Raw genomic sequence first — 13635 nt, 5'->3', positions numbered from 1 at the left:
CTTCTGGGCTTGTCCAAGATGCTGCCGGGGATTCAGCGATCGACCTCTTAGCGGAAATCCACGACGTTTTGTTCCATGAGCGTCGAGATCTCGTCGTCGCTGAGGGCAGCGCGGAGGATGTGGAGTTCGTCGATGTCGGCGTCGAGGGTCGGGTCCCCGGGGGCTGCGCCGGTACCGTTGTATATTACCTGTCCCTTTAAAAGAAATCTTGCGGTCTCGACGGGGTTTGATTGGATTGGCGGCATGAGACGTCCCCGCATGCTCGCACCCGAGTCGATGGATCGGGCCTTCTACCACTGCGTTTCGCGGGTGGTGAACCGGGAGTTCGTGCTGGGTCCGGCGGAGAAGGAGCATTTTCTGAAATTGATGCGCTGCTACGAGCGGCTCTACGGCTTGCGGATCATCGCCTACTGCCTGATGTCCAATCACTTCCACATCCTGGTCGAGGTGCCGAAGCGGCCAGCCGACGAAGATCTGCCCGATGACGTGGAGTTGGTGGCCCGGGTACGCTCGACACTTGGTGACAAGCAGGCGGGCGACCTGGAGTGGGAACTTCGCCACCTCAGAGAGACCGGTTCGGAGGAATGGGCCGAGGCGTTGCGCGAGAAGTGGTTTTCGCGGATGTGGAACGTCAGCCAGTTCATGAAGGTGTTGAAGCAACGCTTCACGCAGTGGTTCAACCGGCGTCACCAGCGCCGCGGAACCCTTTGGGAGGACCGCTTCCGCTCGGTGCTGGTGCAGGGGGAGTGCCGCGCGTTGCAAACGATGGCCGCCTACATCGACCTGAATCCGGTGCGGGCGAAGATCTGTGACGATCCCAAGGATTACCGCTGGTGCGGCTATGCCGAGGCGGTGGCCGGCGGGCACGTGGCACGCGAGGCGTTGAAGTGGCTGGTGAGCCTGGATCCCCACGGTGGTCCACGAAACGAAAGCCTCGGCGTGGAGGAGGCCTTGGCTTGTTGGCGCTGCGAGCTCTTCGGGGTGCCGCTTGCGAATCACCGGCGCCATGTAGAGAGAGCAAGGGGTGAGGAGGCAGCAACGTTATCAAAGAAGCGGATCTCCCGGCAAAAGGCGCTGGAGGTGCTCGCTGACGGGGGACGGCTGAGTCAGGCGGAATACCTGCGATGCCGGGTGAGATACTTCACCGACGGAGCGGCGATCGGTTCGCGGGACTACGTCGAGCAGGTGTTCCGCGAACGTCGGGAGTGGTTTTCCGAGAAGCGTCGGAAAGGTGCGCGCAGCCTCCGCGGATTGGAATTGAGGAAGAAGCCCGAGCGGCTCTACGCCATGAGGAACCTGCAAAAGGATCCGGTGGGATAGCGTGCGGGATCGGGACGGGAGTCACGCCTGGCCCCTCGTTCGTGAGCGGGCGGGTCGCCACGACCAGATACCCGCAAAACATCGTCCGCAGGTGTGGAGGCTGATCCTGCCCCAACTACTTTCTGCAGTAGAGCGTCGCAATCACCATCGCCCCTGATGACTCTGGCGACCCGCTTTTGCGGGTCTCATTCCCCTGCGACGACCGGGCGGTTTTCGTCCATCAACCGCCAGATCTCCTCTTCGCCGAGGGCGGCGCGGAGGATGTGGAGTTCGTCGATGTCGGCGTCGAGGGTGGGGCCGCCGGGGGCGCTGCCCGGCAGGCGGCCGATCCGCAAACCGGTGGAGTCCGCGGCGGAACTGGCAAGTGGGGCGGGGAAGTGGCTCACGGTTTCCGCCAATCTGCCGTCGATGTAATGGAGAATCTCGGGCCGGCCGTCCTCGCTTCTGCGCCCGGTGCACACGGTGGCGACATGGGTCCACACGTCTGGAAGCAGCGGTTCGGGTCCACGGGCGTCGTGGTAGCCGCGGGCATTCATCACGGTCCAAACCGGCGGGCGGCCCGGCAGCATGAAGCCGGCCCATGCCGAAGCGGAGCCCGGTGTGCCCCAGGCGACGACGGGAGTGGCACCGACCGGACGATCACTGAACAGGCCGTGGTGTTCGGCTCCGAAGCCGCTTTCGATGGGTGACTGGCCATGAGGCCGCGCTCCGATCCAGCCGCGGTAGGGCAGGGTCTGCTCGGCGTAGCCGCTGACCTGCGGCACCTCGAAGTCTTCGGAAAAGACGAAAACCGGAGGTTCAGCGCGGCGATGGGTGGCGAGTCGGATCTCGTCGTAAAGCACCGGCGCGCCCGGCTTGATCAGGCGGATGCCGAGTTCCCGGCCCAGATGCGGGTCGCCGGAAGCCGGGGTGAAGGAGGCGCGACCACGGACCGCGGGGTCGGTGGCGCGAACCACTCCTTCTGCCACAGCAACCACCTTGCCGGGACTGCTGCCGACCCGGGAGTCAAGGCGGCGGGTGTCGTCATCGGCCGCGCTGAAGGCGACGAGTTCCACCCGGTAATCGGTTGTTCCCGATTCGGGCAGGGCGGCGGCCTGAAACTCGAGCGAGTAGGTGGTGCCGGCTGAGAGCGTCACCCCGGTTGCACCCGTGGCGGTTGTCAGGCCGGCATTGGTGTAGTTGAGCAGGTAGGCCTGGTCGCCGGCCGGAGGGGTTGCGCCGGCCCCGGTGCGGGGGTCGGTTTCCGTGGCAGAGGGGGCGGTGCGGTGGCGGATCCAGACGGCGACGGTGCGCGGCGCGTCGCCATCGATGCCGGGGAAGTCGGACTCGGCGAAGAGTCCGCCGGCCTTCAATGACAACGCCCTGCCAAAGACCCCGTCGATCTGCGATTCTACCGGCCGGGAGACCTCACCTTGCCGGTTCCGTAGCCGCAGGGCGTGGCTTTCGACGCCGTCGAAGCTGCCGCTGGCGGGGAAGGCCCCGTCGACGACGGTGTCGAAGGACCAGTGGACGCGCGGAATAGCCTTCGAGAACTGACGTCGGAACAGGCTCGGTCGGAGGTCGATCGGGTGGCTGCGGCCAGAGGAGTCGAAGCTCAGCGCCGTTCCTCCGTTCAACCCGACCTTTCCGGCCCCCGGAACCGACGGCAGAACTTCGACCCGGCCGGTCTGGACGTGGACTTCGAGTTGGTCGCCGCGGGCGAACCGGATGCCGAATTCGGTTCCGAGGTCGACGATCCGGCCGAGCTCGGTCCGGACCGTGAAGCCGCGGCCTTCCTCGGGCACCCGGAACCAACCCATGCCGGCATCCATGCGGACAGTGGACGCGGAAATCAGCTCGATCTGGGAAGGACCTTCGATCAAGGCCTCGACGCCGGAGGGAAACCGCAAGCGGAGCAGGCCGCGCTGGAGCGTGACTTGATCGCCCGGCCCGAGCTGCCCGCCGTCGTCCTCGTTGCCCTGAACGATGGCGAAGGAGGCATCGCTCGAGCTGTCGAGCACCACCGTGCTCGAGGGGTCCGGCTGGCTGACCTGATAGAGCAGCATTCCGAGTCCCAGCGCCACCACTGCCGCGGCGGCGTAGCTGAGGGAAAGCACAACGCTTCGCCGTTTCTCGCGCTGCAGGGTTTCGGAGCTGATCGGCATCGTGCCGAGCTCCGCCCGCGTCTCGGCGGACTGCTGGATGAGAGCCGAGAGTTGCAGCTGCTCCATGTAACGTCGGCGGATGGCTCCATCGGAGCGCATCAGCTCCATCAGCCGTTCGCGGTCGGCAGTGGCGATCACGCCATCCTCAAGGTCATGGATGAGGCGGGTCGCCTCCTCGATGACTTCATGGTGGTCGCGGATCATGGGTGACCCTCCCTCATCTGGATTTTTCTTTCAAGGCAGGTCCGCAGGGTTTCCCGGATCCGGTGCAGGGCGACCTTCAGGGCACCGACGCTCCGGCCCGTTTCCCGCGCATGCTCGGCGAGTCCGGCCTTTTTCCAGTAGCGATGGAGGACCAGTTCCTGATCGCGCACCTGCAGCTGGCTCATGCAGTCGTTGAGGTCCGCAAGCCGGCGGTTGCACTCGGCCGGATCGAGGTCCATGGCTTCTTCCGCAACCATCTCCATGACATCGTCGTCAAGCGGCTGGCGTCGCTCGTTGCGGAGTTTCTGCTGGAGCGCCATCGTCTGGAAACGCGCCGTGGTGAGCGCCCAAGCCTTGAAATTGGTGCCGAGGGTGAACTGTTCGCGTTTGCTCCAGAGGACCTGGTTGGTGTTCTGGATGACGTCTTCCGCTTCGGGCAGTCCGGGCAGCAGCGAGATGACGAAGGCGCGGATCAGCGACTGGTGGGACACCAGAAGCTCCACAAATTCCTTTTCGACGCTTGGTTGTTCTTCAGCCACGGCAAGACGAATCCTCCCCTTGGGAATAATGCCGAAACAGGGAAGTTACAGGCTTTTCCGGAATGGCTGATCGCACGGCAGGGCCGGGCATGGTCCAGCTTCGCGCGGTCCCGGCCCGGGAAACGATCGGCAGGGAGAAGGGCGAGCCCCGGTTCCGGTCGATTGACTTCGCCGGTTCCCGTGACTTTACTCCGCGTTGGTGACAAGGGGCTTTCAGAGGGTGCTGACGGGCGCGGGCTTGAGCCTGCTGTGCGGCTGCATGGCCGGCCCGGGTGGCTGGCGGGCGGAGGTGGACATGCAGGCCGCCCAGCTCGGCTACCGCAACTGGATCGTCATCGCCGAGAGTTCGTTTCCGGCGCACAGCCGGTCGGGCACCCGCCAAGTGAACACCTACGAGCCCATCCCGGTGGTGCTCGACGAGGTGCTGCGGACGCTCGAGCGGACCGAGCATGTGCGTCCGCGGATCTATTTGCCGCGGGAACTGCCCATGGTGGAGAATGATTTCGCACCGGGCATCGATCAGTATCGCAAGGAGCTCGAGACCGCGCTCCACGGCTACGAAACCACCGAACTCGACCAGGATTCGTTGATGACGCTGATCCAGGATGCCCAGAAAAGCTTCGACGTGCTGGTACTGCGGACCGACACGGCGCTGCCCTACACCAGCGTCTTCCTCGAGTTGGCGCCCGGCTACTGGGATGGCGAGTCCGAGCAGCGGCTGCGCGAGCGGATGCGGCAGCGGAAGCTGGAAAAGCTGGCCACACCGACGCCGTGAAGCCAGCTTCTCCGCGCCGATGAACGAGAAGGATGCCATCCGGGATGAAAGGGAACGCGCGTGGATCGGCGATGCGGTGCTGGCGCTCTTCGCCCGCTCGTGGGTCCTGCGGGAGCGCGGGACGATGGACGGCGACTGGTTCACCCGCCTGACCTCCAACGATTTCCTCAGTGCCTTCGGAAATCCGACCCGCGTCGAGGCGCGGATCGGCGACCTCTACCGCAGCGAGGGACTCGAGGCGGCCTTCGCGTGGATGGAGTCCGAGTTCATCCCGCTGCTGCGCAAGCAGATGGCGAAGCGGTGAAAAGCGGGCTTATTCCGGGTTTTCCGGGTTTTGAGGATTGCCTGATTATCAGGAAATACTGCATTCTTCGGCCATGTGATGCCTTCGCCATGGCGTGGGCACGCTTCGGGACACGCACATGGGACAACGCAAGCGGCAGCCGGCTCTGGTGATCGCCTGCGGCGGCACGGGGGGACATCTGTTTCCCGGCCTCGCCGTAGCCGAGGAGTGGACCGCGCGTGGTGGCCGGGTCCTGCTGCTGGTTTCCGAGAAGAAGATCGATCGCGAGGCCTCGAAGAAGTACGACGCCTATCGTTTTGAAACGATCCCGGCCCTGCCCAAGCCGCCGACCTTCTCGCCGAAGATGCTGCCCTTCCTGTGGAGCGTGTGGAGGACCATCGGGCGTTGCCGGGGCCTGATCCGCGATTTTGATGCCGACGCCGTGCTGGGCATGGGTGGCTTCACCTCGCTGCCGCCGGTGGTGGCGGGGAAAAGGCTCGGGCTGCCGGGCTTCGTCCACGATTCCAATGCCCTTCCCGGCAAGGCCAACCGCCTGACCGCACGCTGGTGCCGCCAGGTGCTGGTCGGGCTGGAAGCCGCGAAGGCCCACTTCGGCGGGCGCGACTGCTTGGTGACCGGGACTCCGGTGCGCGCCGAACTTCAGGAACTCCCAACGAGGGCCGATGCCGCGGCGAAGTGGGATCTCGACCCGGAGAAACCGACGCTGCTGGTGATGGGCGGGAGCCAGGGGGCGCGAAAGCTCAATTCGCTGGTGGCGACCGCTGAACTGCCGTCCGGCACCCAGGTGCTGCACATCGCCGGCCCCGGGGACGAGGATCGCGTGCGGACCGAGTCCGGCGGGCGGGAGGGCTACCGGGTGGTCGGATTCTGCGACGACATGCCATCGGCCTACGCCGTCGCGGATGCGGTGGTGGCGCGCTCGGGCGCATCGAGCATGACCGAGCTCGCGCACCTCGGCCTGCCGTCCATCCTCGTGCCCTTTCCCTACGCGGCCGACGATCATCAGACCGTCAACGCGCGCGTCTTCTCCGATGCCGGCGCGGCTTTTCTGGAAACCGAGGCGGAACTCGATGCGACCGGACTCGCAGCGCGCATCGCTGAACTCTTGCAACATGAAACCCGTGAGCGCATGTCGGCGGCGGCCCGGGCGCTGGCCGTGCCGGACGCCGCCGCGCGGGTTTGCGCCGCCATCGAATCGACCCTGAAATGAGAGACCTTTCCCAGCGACTGACCGATCTTTCCCGTCCGCTCCGGGTCCACCTGGTGGGCGTGGCCGGCTCGGGAATGAGCGGTCTGGCGCTGCTGCTGATGGGCATGGGCCACCGGGTCAGCGGCTCGGACAAGGTGACCACGGCGGAAACCGAGCGCATGCAGGGGCTCGGGCTGAGGTTCTCGTCGCCGCACACCGCCGAGGCGGTCGATGGCGCGGACGTGGTCGTGTATTCCTCCGCGATCCGGCCGGACAATCCGGCATTGTCCTCCGCGCGGGAAAAGGGAATCCGGCTGATGCGGCGGGCCGAGTGCCTGGCGGCGATTCTTGCCACCCGGCGGGGGATCGTGGTCTCCGGCACCCACGGCAAGACGACGACCTCGGCGATGGTCGCCTACGCCCTGCGGGAGGCGGGGATGCACCCGAGCCACTACGTCGGGGCCGAAATCCCGGTGCTCGGGCAGAACGCCCGCTGGTCCGAAGACGGCGAATGGATGGTGGCCGAGGGCGATGAAAGCGACGGCACCCTGGCGCTCTACCATCCCGCCTGCTCGATCGTTCTCAACATCGAGGCCGAGCACCTCGATCACTACCGCGACCTCGACGAGATCAAGGAGGTCTTCCGCACGCTGCTTTCACAGACATCCGGCCCCGTGGTCTATTGCCGCGAGGACGAGGGCGCGCGGTCGGTGTGCGCCGGTCACCCGCAGGCGGTGAGCTACGGCTGGTCGGATGCCGACTACACCGCCGGCGAGATCCGCGAGCTGCGCGGGGCTACGGCATTTGCCGTACTTCGGGGCGGGGACAAGCTCGGGGAGGTCGAACTCGCGATCCCGGGTCGGCACAACGTGCTCAATGCGCTGGCCGCGATCGCGACCTGCGACCGGCTGGGCGCGGACTTTCTCCTGGTGTCGCGCTCGTTGAACAGCTTTGCGGGCGCGCGGCGGCGCTTCGAGACGAAGTATCTGTCGAAGCGGTTGCGGATCGTCGATGATTACGGTCACCATCCGACCGAGATCGCGGCGACCGTGCAGACGGCCCGGCAGCTCGGACCCGAGCGGGTCGTGGTCCTGTTCCAGCCGCATCGTTTCAGCCGGACCCGGGCCCTGGCGGATGATTTCGGCAAGGTGCTCGCCGGGGCGGACGAGGTGTTCGTCACCGACATCTACCCCGCCAGCGAGCGGCCGATCCCGGGCGTGACCGGCGCGACGGTGGTCGATGCGATCGTCAGCCACGGGGGACGCGCGACTTCGGTGCCGGATCTCGCCGGGGCGCACCACCGGGTCGGCAACGTCCTCGCCGACGGCGATCTTCTCATCACCCTGGGAGCGGGCAATGTCCACGAAGCCGGCACCCGGATCGCCCGTGACCTCAAAGTGGTGGAGGATCTGCGCGCCCTGGTTCCCGAAGAGGCGCTGGAGGTCCGGCTCTACGAGCCGATGCGGCGCCACACGACGATGCTGGTCGGTGGCCCGGCGCAATTCTGGATCGAGCCCCGCAGCTTCGAGGCCTTTGCCGAGGTGGCGAACTACTGCCGCGACCGTGGCATCACGGTGCGGGTGGTCGGCCGGGGGTCGAACCTGCTGGTGCGCGACGGCGGCATCCGCGGGGCGGTGATCCATCCGAAAGGCGGCGAGTTCGGCGAGTGCCGGGTGGACGATGACGGTCACGTGGTTGCCGGAGCCGGCGTGCGCTTGAAGAAGGTTGCGAGCGTGGCCGAGGCCGCGGGGTTGGGAGGCTTCGAGTGGATGGAGGGGATCCCGGGAAATGTCGGCGGCGCATTGCGCATGAATGCGGGGGCGATGGGCATCGAGACCTTCGACCAGGTGGTCCGGCTGACGGTTCTCATGGAGGACGGCGGGATCCGCACGCTCGAGCGCGACGAGATCGAATCCTTCTACCGGAACGTCCCCGAGCTGCGGCGGAATTTCGCCCTGAGGGCGGTCTTCAAGGGCGAGCCGGACAGCGCCGAGAACATCCGCAGGCGCTGGGACGAATCGCGCGCGAAGCGTCGATCGACCCAGCCGGTCGCGGCGAGTGCCGGCTGCATTTTCAGAAATCCGGATGAGATCCCGGCCGGCATGCTCGTGGATCAACTCGAGCTCAAGGGCAGCGCCGAGGGCAAGGCCCAGGTTTCCGCCGAGCACGGCAACTTCATCGTCAACCGCGGCGGCGCGACCGCCGCGGAAGTCCTCGGCCTGATCGACCGGATCAAGGCGAAGGCCCGCGGTGCCCGCGGCATCGAGCTCGAGCACGAGGTCAAGATCATCGGCGAGGACGACATCACTTTCTAACACCATGCTTCCCGACAACCTGCACATTGCCGTCCTGATGGGAGGACCCGGATCCGAACGCGAGGTTTCGCTGGCCTCGGGCAAGGCGGTGGTCGAGGCCCTGCGGGGTGCGGGCTTGAAGGCGACACCCGTCGATGTCCGCGGACCGGACTTCGACCTGCCGGCGGATGCCGGCCTGGCCTTCAACGTCATCCACGGCACCCTCGGCGAGGACGGGGAGCTCCAGGCAATCCTCGAAGGCCGGGGGATTCCCTACACCGGTGCGGGTTCGGCGAGCAGCCGGGTGGCCTTCGACAAGAACCTCGCGAAGGAACGCTTCGTGGCGGCCGGGGTACCGACGCCGGCTTCGGAAGTGGTCGATGTGAGCGCGGGCGAAGCCCCCTCGATGTCCCTGCCCTACGTCGTGAAATCCCCCTGCCAGGGGTCGAGCGTCGGCGTCTATGTCTGCAAAACCGAGGCGCAGGCCGCGGCGGCGTTGAAGGATGTGGCGAAGTATGGGGCCACGGCCTTGATCGAGCAGTTTGTCGAGGGTCGCGAGCTGACCGTCGCGGTGCTCGACGACGAGGTCTATCCGGTGGTCGAGATCGTCGCACCGGACGGCGTCTACGACATGGCCAGCAAGTATCCGTGGCTCAGCGGCTCGCAGGGCAGCCAGTACTTCTGTCCGGCGGATCTCGACGGGGAAACGACCCGGCGGGTTCAGGAGGCCGGCCTCGCCGGGCACCGCGCGCTCGGCATCGAGGTCTATTCGCGGGTGGACGTGCTGCTCGACGCCGGGGGTGCGCCCTTCGTCCTCGAGGCCAACACCATTCCCGGCATGACGGCGACCAGCCTGCTGCCGAAGTCCGCGGCGGCGGTCGGCATTCCTTTTCCCGACCTCTGCGTCCGCATCGCGGAGCTTTCCCTCGAACTTGGAGCCCGATAGCCGCCATGTTCCGCCGCCGCACATCCAAAGTCCGCAAGCGCCGCCAGGTGCGGGTGCTGCGTGCCAGCGTGATGTCGCCGCGGATCTTCTGGTATGACTTCCGGCGGGCATTCGCCTCGCTGTTCCGGTTCAGCCTGATCGCCGGGTTGGTGGTGGCGGCGGTCTGGGGCGTGTGGCGTGGCATCGAGTCGGGTCTGCTGGAGAACGAGGATTTCCGGCTCCGGCAGATCGTGCTCAACGACAACCCGGCGATCGACGAGATTCGGTTGCTGGAAGTGACGAAGATCGACCTCGAAGGCAGTCTGTTTGATTGCGATCCGGACCGGATCCGGGCGCAGCTGCTGGCCTTGCCGGAAGTGGCTTCGGCGGACGTGGTGCGGGAATTCCCCGGCGAGCTCATCGTCGACGTCAGGATCCGCAAGCCCTACGTGTGGGTGGCCTGCGAGTCGGCCGGCATCAGGTCGAGAGAGGTGGGCAGCGGACTGCTGGTGGATCGCAACGGACGGCTGTTTCCGGCAACCGCCGGCATGATGACCGAGGCGGCGGCCCTGCCGGTGATCCACCTGCGGAATAATGAGGGTGTGCTCACGCCGGGCGAGCGGATCGACCATCCCGACTTCCACCGGGCCCTGCGCCTGCTGCAGGTCGCCGAGCGCCAAGTCCCCGAGGCGATGAAATGGGTCGAGTCGATCGAGTTGCACAAGTCCTGGGGCTGCAAGCTCCACACGCGTGACGCAATCGAGGCGACCTTCGGCCACGATGATCTGGAGCGCCAGATGACGGATTTCCTTTCGGCCGTCGAACACGCCCGCGAAAAAGGGGATCGCCTGGCGACCATTTCGCTGGTCGGACGGAGAAATCTCCCCGTGACTTTCCACAGCACGGCAGCGCCGCGTGCGGTGGTGGTGCCGGAACCCGAACCTGAAACCACCGGCGACCAAGACCTGCGCCAAATCATCGAACGCTGACCCCCTCATCATGGCCCGCTCCAAGATCCACGTCGGACTCGAAATCGGCACCAGCAAGATCTGCATGGTGGTGGGCGAGGTGAAGTCCGATGGCTCGGTCAAGATTCTCGGCGTCGGCCAGTCCAAGTCCGTCGGCGTGCGCAAGGGGGAGATCTACGATTTTCCGCAGGTCCGCGCCTGCGTGAAGGACGCGCTGGTGAAGGCGGAAGACGCCAGCGACGTCGAGATCGGCAGTGTTTTTCTCGCCGTCAGCGGCGCGCACATCCAGGGGGTGAACCACGCGGGAAGTTTCCGGCTGCCGGAAAGCGAGGACACGATCACCGCCGAGCATGTCGACGAGGCGAAGGAGATCGCGAGGGCGGTCGCCATTCCCCAGGACCACGTGTACCTCCACCACGTTCCCCGGCGTTTCGGTGTCGATGGATTCCAGCAGGCGGCGAGCCCGATCGGGCTTACCGGTCGAACGGTGGATGCCGACTACCACGTGGTGCATGGCATCCGTTCGCGGATCGAGAACCAGATCAAGTGCGTGCGCGAGATGCCGCTCGATGTCGATGACCTGGTCTTTTCGCCGATCGCGACCGCCCAGGTGGCGCTCAACCGCGAGGCGCGCGAACGCGGGGCACTGGTGATCGACATCGGCGGGGGCACCACCGACTACGCGCTCTACGTCGATGGTGTGATCGAGGCGACGGGCTGCATCCCGGTCGGGGGCGACCACATCACCAACGACATCCACCTGGTCACCGGTCTGCCGTTTTCAAAAGCCGAACTGCTCAAGGTGAGGGAGGGCGACGCCTCCGGCGATGCGGCCCGGTCGGTGGGGGTGGTCAAGGTCGGCGATGACAAGGGCTTCGCCGAAACCGAGGTGAAGCGCCAGTTGCTCAACGACATCATCCGCCAGCGCCTCGAGGAAACGCTGGAGTTGCTGGTCAGCCGTCTGCCGGCCGGCTCGTGCGAGAAGATCGGCACCGGGGTCTTCCTCGCCGGTGGCACGAGCCTGATGCGGGGCTTTGGCGAGTTGGCCCACGAGACTTTCCAACGCGACATCTACCGACCCGAGCCTCCCGAGCTCAGCGGCGTCCAGGCGAGTTTCAAGGACCCTCAATTCACCACGGCCCTCGGGCTCATCCGCTATGCCCAGATCGTCGAAAGCGAACGCTCGCCCAAGCGCGGCATCCTCGGGCGGCTGTGGCCTTTCGGGAAGTAAATGCTGAAACACTGAAACTCTGAGATGCTGAAACCCGGTTGGCTCACGCGCCGCCATCACACCCATCCACGCCATGATTGAATTCCCACGCGACCCGCAGAACATCATCCCGACCTCATCCGTGAAGATCGTCGGCATCGGAGGCGCCGGTGCCAACATGCTCGACCGGGTGGCGCTCGACGGTCTCGACGGTGCCGAGATGCTGGCGCTCAACACCGACATCCGCACCCTTTCGGGGTCGGTGGCCGGCGAGCGCATCCAGCTCGGACGCAACCTGACCAAGGGCCTCGGAACCGGCGGTGATCCGGAGCTCGGGGGACAGGCGGTGCAGGAGGCCGAGGACGAGATCCGGGCCGCGCTCAAGAGTCGCAAGATCGTCTTCATCTGCGTCGGGCTGGGTGGAGGCACGGGCTCGGGGTCCGCGCCGCTGGTCGCCCGGATCGCCCGCGAGGAAGGCGCGTTCGTGGTGATGTTCGCCACCATGCCCTTTGTCTTCGAAGGCCAGCGCCGGCGCGAGCAGGCGGAGACCGCGCTCAACGAACTGGCGGTCCTCTCCAATGCGTTGGTGACCTTCGACAACAGCCGCATGGGCGAACTGGTGCTGGCCAAGCAGGGCATCCACGAGGCCTTCGCGGCCGCCGACCGGATGATCTCGGAAAGCATCAAGGCCGTGATCCGTCTCGTGGTGCGGCCCGGCCTGATCAACATCGGACTCGATGACCTGATGAGCGCGCTGCGCACGACGCGGTCGCGCTGTCTGTTCGGATCCGGCATCGCGAGGGGGAAGGACCGCGCCCAGAAGGCCTTGCGCAACGCGCTCAACAGCCCGCTGCTCGACCAGGGATCGCTGCTCAAGGACGCCGAGACCGTGCTGGTCCATCTCTGCGGCGGCGAGGACCTGACCCTCTTCGAGATCGAGCTGCTCATGGAAAGCCTGGGCAAGCACGTGCCGGACAAGGCGCACGTGCTGTTCGGGGCCGCCGTCGATCCCACCATGAACGACCAGCTCAGCATCACGCTCGTCAGTTCGCTCCCGGAGGAGCGGCTTCGTGATACCGGTCGCTCGGATGGAGGCAAGACCGCCACACTCGATTCGCCGGGTCTCGAGCCCAGCGTCGGTTTTGAATCGACCGAACCCGAGCCTCCGGAGGAGCCGTCACCCGAGCCGGAGCCCGAACTCGAGATTGAACCTGAGCCGACAGCCGAAAACGAGCCGGAGCCGGAACCCGAACCGGAGAATGAGCCCGAACCCGAGCCGAGCCCGGTGGTGGAACTCGAGCCCTTCGATGACTTCCTCGACGACCCGCCGCTGGATGATGAACCCACGGCGAAGACGGAGGAGACCGCTGAGCCTGAACCCGAGGAATCCAAGCCCGCCGAGCCTGCCGCCGACACGGAGGACGATGGCGACGACGCGCCCTTTGCGGAGTCCGGTTTCAGCCGCAAGACCAAGGACGAGGACTCCGGCGGCAAGAGCTCAAGCAAGGATGACCTGATCGAGGACTTCGCGGGAGCACCGGACGACCTTTTTGAAGAGGATTCCGATGGGTCGCAGACGGAACTCAGCTTTGATGGCGGGCCGAAGGGGCGTTTCGAAGGTTCGGACCCGAGCCTGATCGACGGCGAGGACCTGGACGTGCCCGCCTTCCTGAGAAAGAAGCGGAAGTAGCGGTTCCAAAAATGGACAGCCCCGCCGGCACGAGTCCGACGGGGCCGTCTCTCCCCCAAAGAATTTTCAGAAT

Annotated in this window: 12 protein-coding genes; 9 read left to right on the top strand and 3 right to left on the bottom strand. The window is 66.1% G+C overall.

Going from position 1 to position 13635, the window contains the following annotated elements; translation table 11 throughout:
* Positions 1 to 47: 47 nt before the first annotated feature.
* The gene (locus tag ACG2LG_RS12675; protein WP_396259519.1) at positions 48 to 245 is read right to left on the bottom strand and encodes a hypothetical protein; all 198 of its coding nucleotides are present in this window, start codon (positions 243 to 245) and stop codon (positions 48 to 50) included.
* Between ACG2LG_RS12675 and ACG2LG_RS12670 the strand changes: the two genes are divergently transcribed.
* Positions 244 to 1320 (top strand): transposase, encoded by a 1077-nt coding sequence (locus ACG2LG_RS12670; protein WP_396259518.1) that lies wholly within the window; start codon positions 244 to 246, stop codon positions 1318 to 1320. The genes ACG2LG_RS12675 and ACG2LG_RS12670 overlap by 2 nt on opposite strands.
* A 185-nt stretch (positions 1321 to 1505) precedes the next feature.
* On the opposite strand, the gene ACG2LG_RS12665 is transcribed toward ACG2LG_RS12670, so the two are convergent.
* Positions 1506 to 3668 (bottom strand): LamG-like jellyroll fold domain-containing protein, encoded by a 2163-nt coding sequence (locus tag ACG2LG_RS12665; RefSeq protein ID WP_396259516.1) that lies wholly within the window; start codon positions 3666 to 3668, stop codon positions 1506 to 1508.
* Positions 3665 to 4207 (bottom strand): sigma-70 family RNA polymerase sigma factor, encoded by a 543-nt coding sequence (locus tag ACG2LG_RS12660; protein WP_396259515.1) that lies wholly within the window; start codon positions 4205 to 4207, stop codon positions 3665 to 3667. Before ACG2LG_RS12660 ends, ACG2LG_RS12665 begins: the two co-directional genes overlap by 4 nt.
* A gap of 220 nt (positions 4208 to 4427) precedes the next feature.
* Between ACG2LG_RS12660 and ACG2LG_RS12655 the strand changes: the two genes are divergently transcribed.
* The 8 genes from ACG2LG_RS12655 to ACG2LG_RS12620 all read left to right on the top strand — a co-directional run bounded on the left by ACG2LG_RS12655 (position 4428) and on the right by ACG2LG_RS12620 (position 13562).
* Positions 4428 to 4982, top strand: a complete 555-nt coding sequence (locus ACG2LG_RS12655) for a hypothetical protein (protein WP_396259513.1) — start codon at positions 4428 to 4430, stop codon at positions 4980 to 4982.
* A gap of 19 nt (positions 4983 to 5001) precedes the next feature.
* Entirely contained in the window at positions 5002 to 5286 is a 285-nt protein-coding gene (locus ACG2LG_RS12650; RefSeq protein ID WP_396259511.1) for a hypothetical protein, read from the top strand.
* Between the two features lie 118 nt (positions 5287 to 5404).
* A complete protein-coding gene (gene murG, locus ACG2LG_RS12645; protein ID WP_396259509.1) occupies positions 5405 to 6496 on the top strand; it encodes an undecaprenyldiphospho-muramoylpentapeptide beta-N-acetylglucosaminyltransferase in 1092 nt (363 codons plus the stop codon).
* On the top strand, positions 6493 to 8790 hold the full coding sequence (murC, locus tag ACG2LG_RS12640) for a UDP-N-acetylmuramate--L-alanine ligase (RefSeq protein ID WP_396259507.1): 2298 nt from the start codon (positions 6493 to 6495) through the stop codon (positions 8788 to 8790). The genes murG and murC overlap by 4 nt, the downstream gene beginning before the upstream one ends.
* A gap of 4 nt (positions 8791 to 8794) precedes the next feature.
* Positions 8795 to 9715, top strand: a complete 921-nt coding sequence (locus ACG2LG_RS12635; RefSeq protein ID WP_396259505.1) for a D-alanine--D-alanine ligase — start codon at positions 8795 to 8797, stop codon at positions 9713 to 9715.
* A 5-nt stretch (positions 9716 to 9720) separates the two neighbouring features.
* Positions 9721 to 10683, top strand: coding sequence for a cell division protein FtsQ/DivIB (locus tag ACG2LG_RS12630; protein ID WP_396259504.1), 963 nt, complete (start codon positions 9721 to 9723; stop codon positions 10681 to 10683).
* A 10-nt stretch (positions 10684 to 10693) separates the two neighbouring features.
* Positions 10694 to 11893, top strand: coding sequence for a cell division protein FtsA (gene ftsA / locus ACG2LG_RS12625; RefSeq protein ID WP_396259502.1), 1200 nt, complete (start codon positions 10694 to 10696; stop codon positions 11891 to 11893).
* 73 nt (positions 11894 to 11966) lie between these two features.
* Positions 11967 to 13562, top strand: coding sequence for a cell division protein FtsZ (locus ACG2LG_RS12620; protein WP_396259499.1), 1596 nt, complete (start codon positions 11967 to 11969; stop codon positions 13560 to 13562).
* Positions 13563 to 13635: the final 73 nt, after the last annotated feature.

This window comes from Haloferula sp. A504 (assembly GCF_044385805.1).
GTDB lineage: Bacteria > Verrucomicrobiota > Verrucomicrobiia > Verrucomicrobiales > Akkermansiaceae > Haloferula.
This window is presented reverse-complemented; position numbering and strand designations above follow the sequence as displayed.

Excerpts from the sequence above, each read along its gene's own strand:
- murG (WP_396259509.1), top strand. The coding sequence starts at position 5,405 with ATGGGACAACGCAAGCGGCAGCCGGCTCTGGTGATCGCCTGCGGCGGC.
- ACG2LG_RS12635 (WP_396259505.1), top strand. The coding sequence starts at position 8,795 with ATGCTTCCCGACAACCTGCACATTGCCGTCCTGATGGGAGGACCCGGA.
- ACG2LG_RS12650 (WP_396259511.1), top strand. The coding sequence starts at position 5,002 with ATGAACGAGAAGGATGCCATCCGGGATGAAAGGGAACGCGCGTGGATC.
- ACG2LG_RS12675 (WP_396259519.1), bottom strand. The coding sequence starts at position 245 with ATGCCGCCAATCCAATCAAACCCCGTCGAGACCGCAAGATTTCTTTTA.
- ACG2LG_RS12670 (WP_396259518.1), top strand. The coding sequence starts at position 244 with ATGAGACGTCCCCGCATGCTCGCACCCGAGTCGATGGATCGGGCCTTC.
- ACG2LG_RS12620 (WP_396259499.1), top strand. The coding sequence starts at position 11,967 with ATGATTGAATTCCCACGCGACCCGCAGAACATCATCCCGACCTCATCC.
- ACG2LG_RS12665 (WP_396259516.1), bottom strand. The coding sequence starts at position 3,668 with ATGATCCGCGACCACCATGAAGTCATCGAGGAGGCGACCCGCCTCATC.
- ftsA (WP_396259502.1), top strand. The coding sequence starts at position 10,694 with ATGGCCCGCTCCAAGATCCACGTCGGACTCGAAATCGGCACCAGCAAG.
- ACG2LG_RS12630 (WP_396259504.1), top strand. The coding sequence starts at position 9,721 with ATGTTCCGCCGCCGCACATCCAAAGTCCGCAAGCGCCGCCAGGTGCGG.
- murC (WP_396259507.1), top strand. The coding sequence starts at position 6,493 with ATGAGAGACCTTTCCCAGCGACTGACCGATCTTTCCCGTCCGCTCCGG.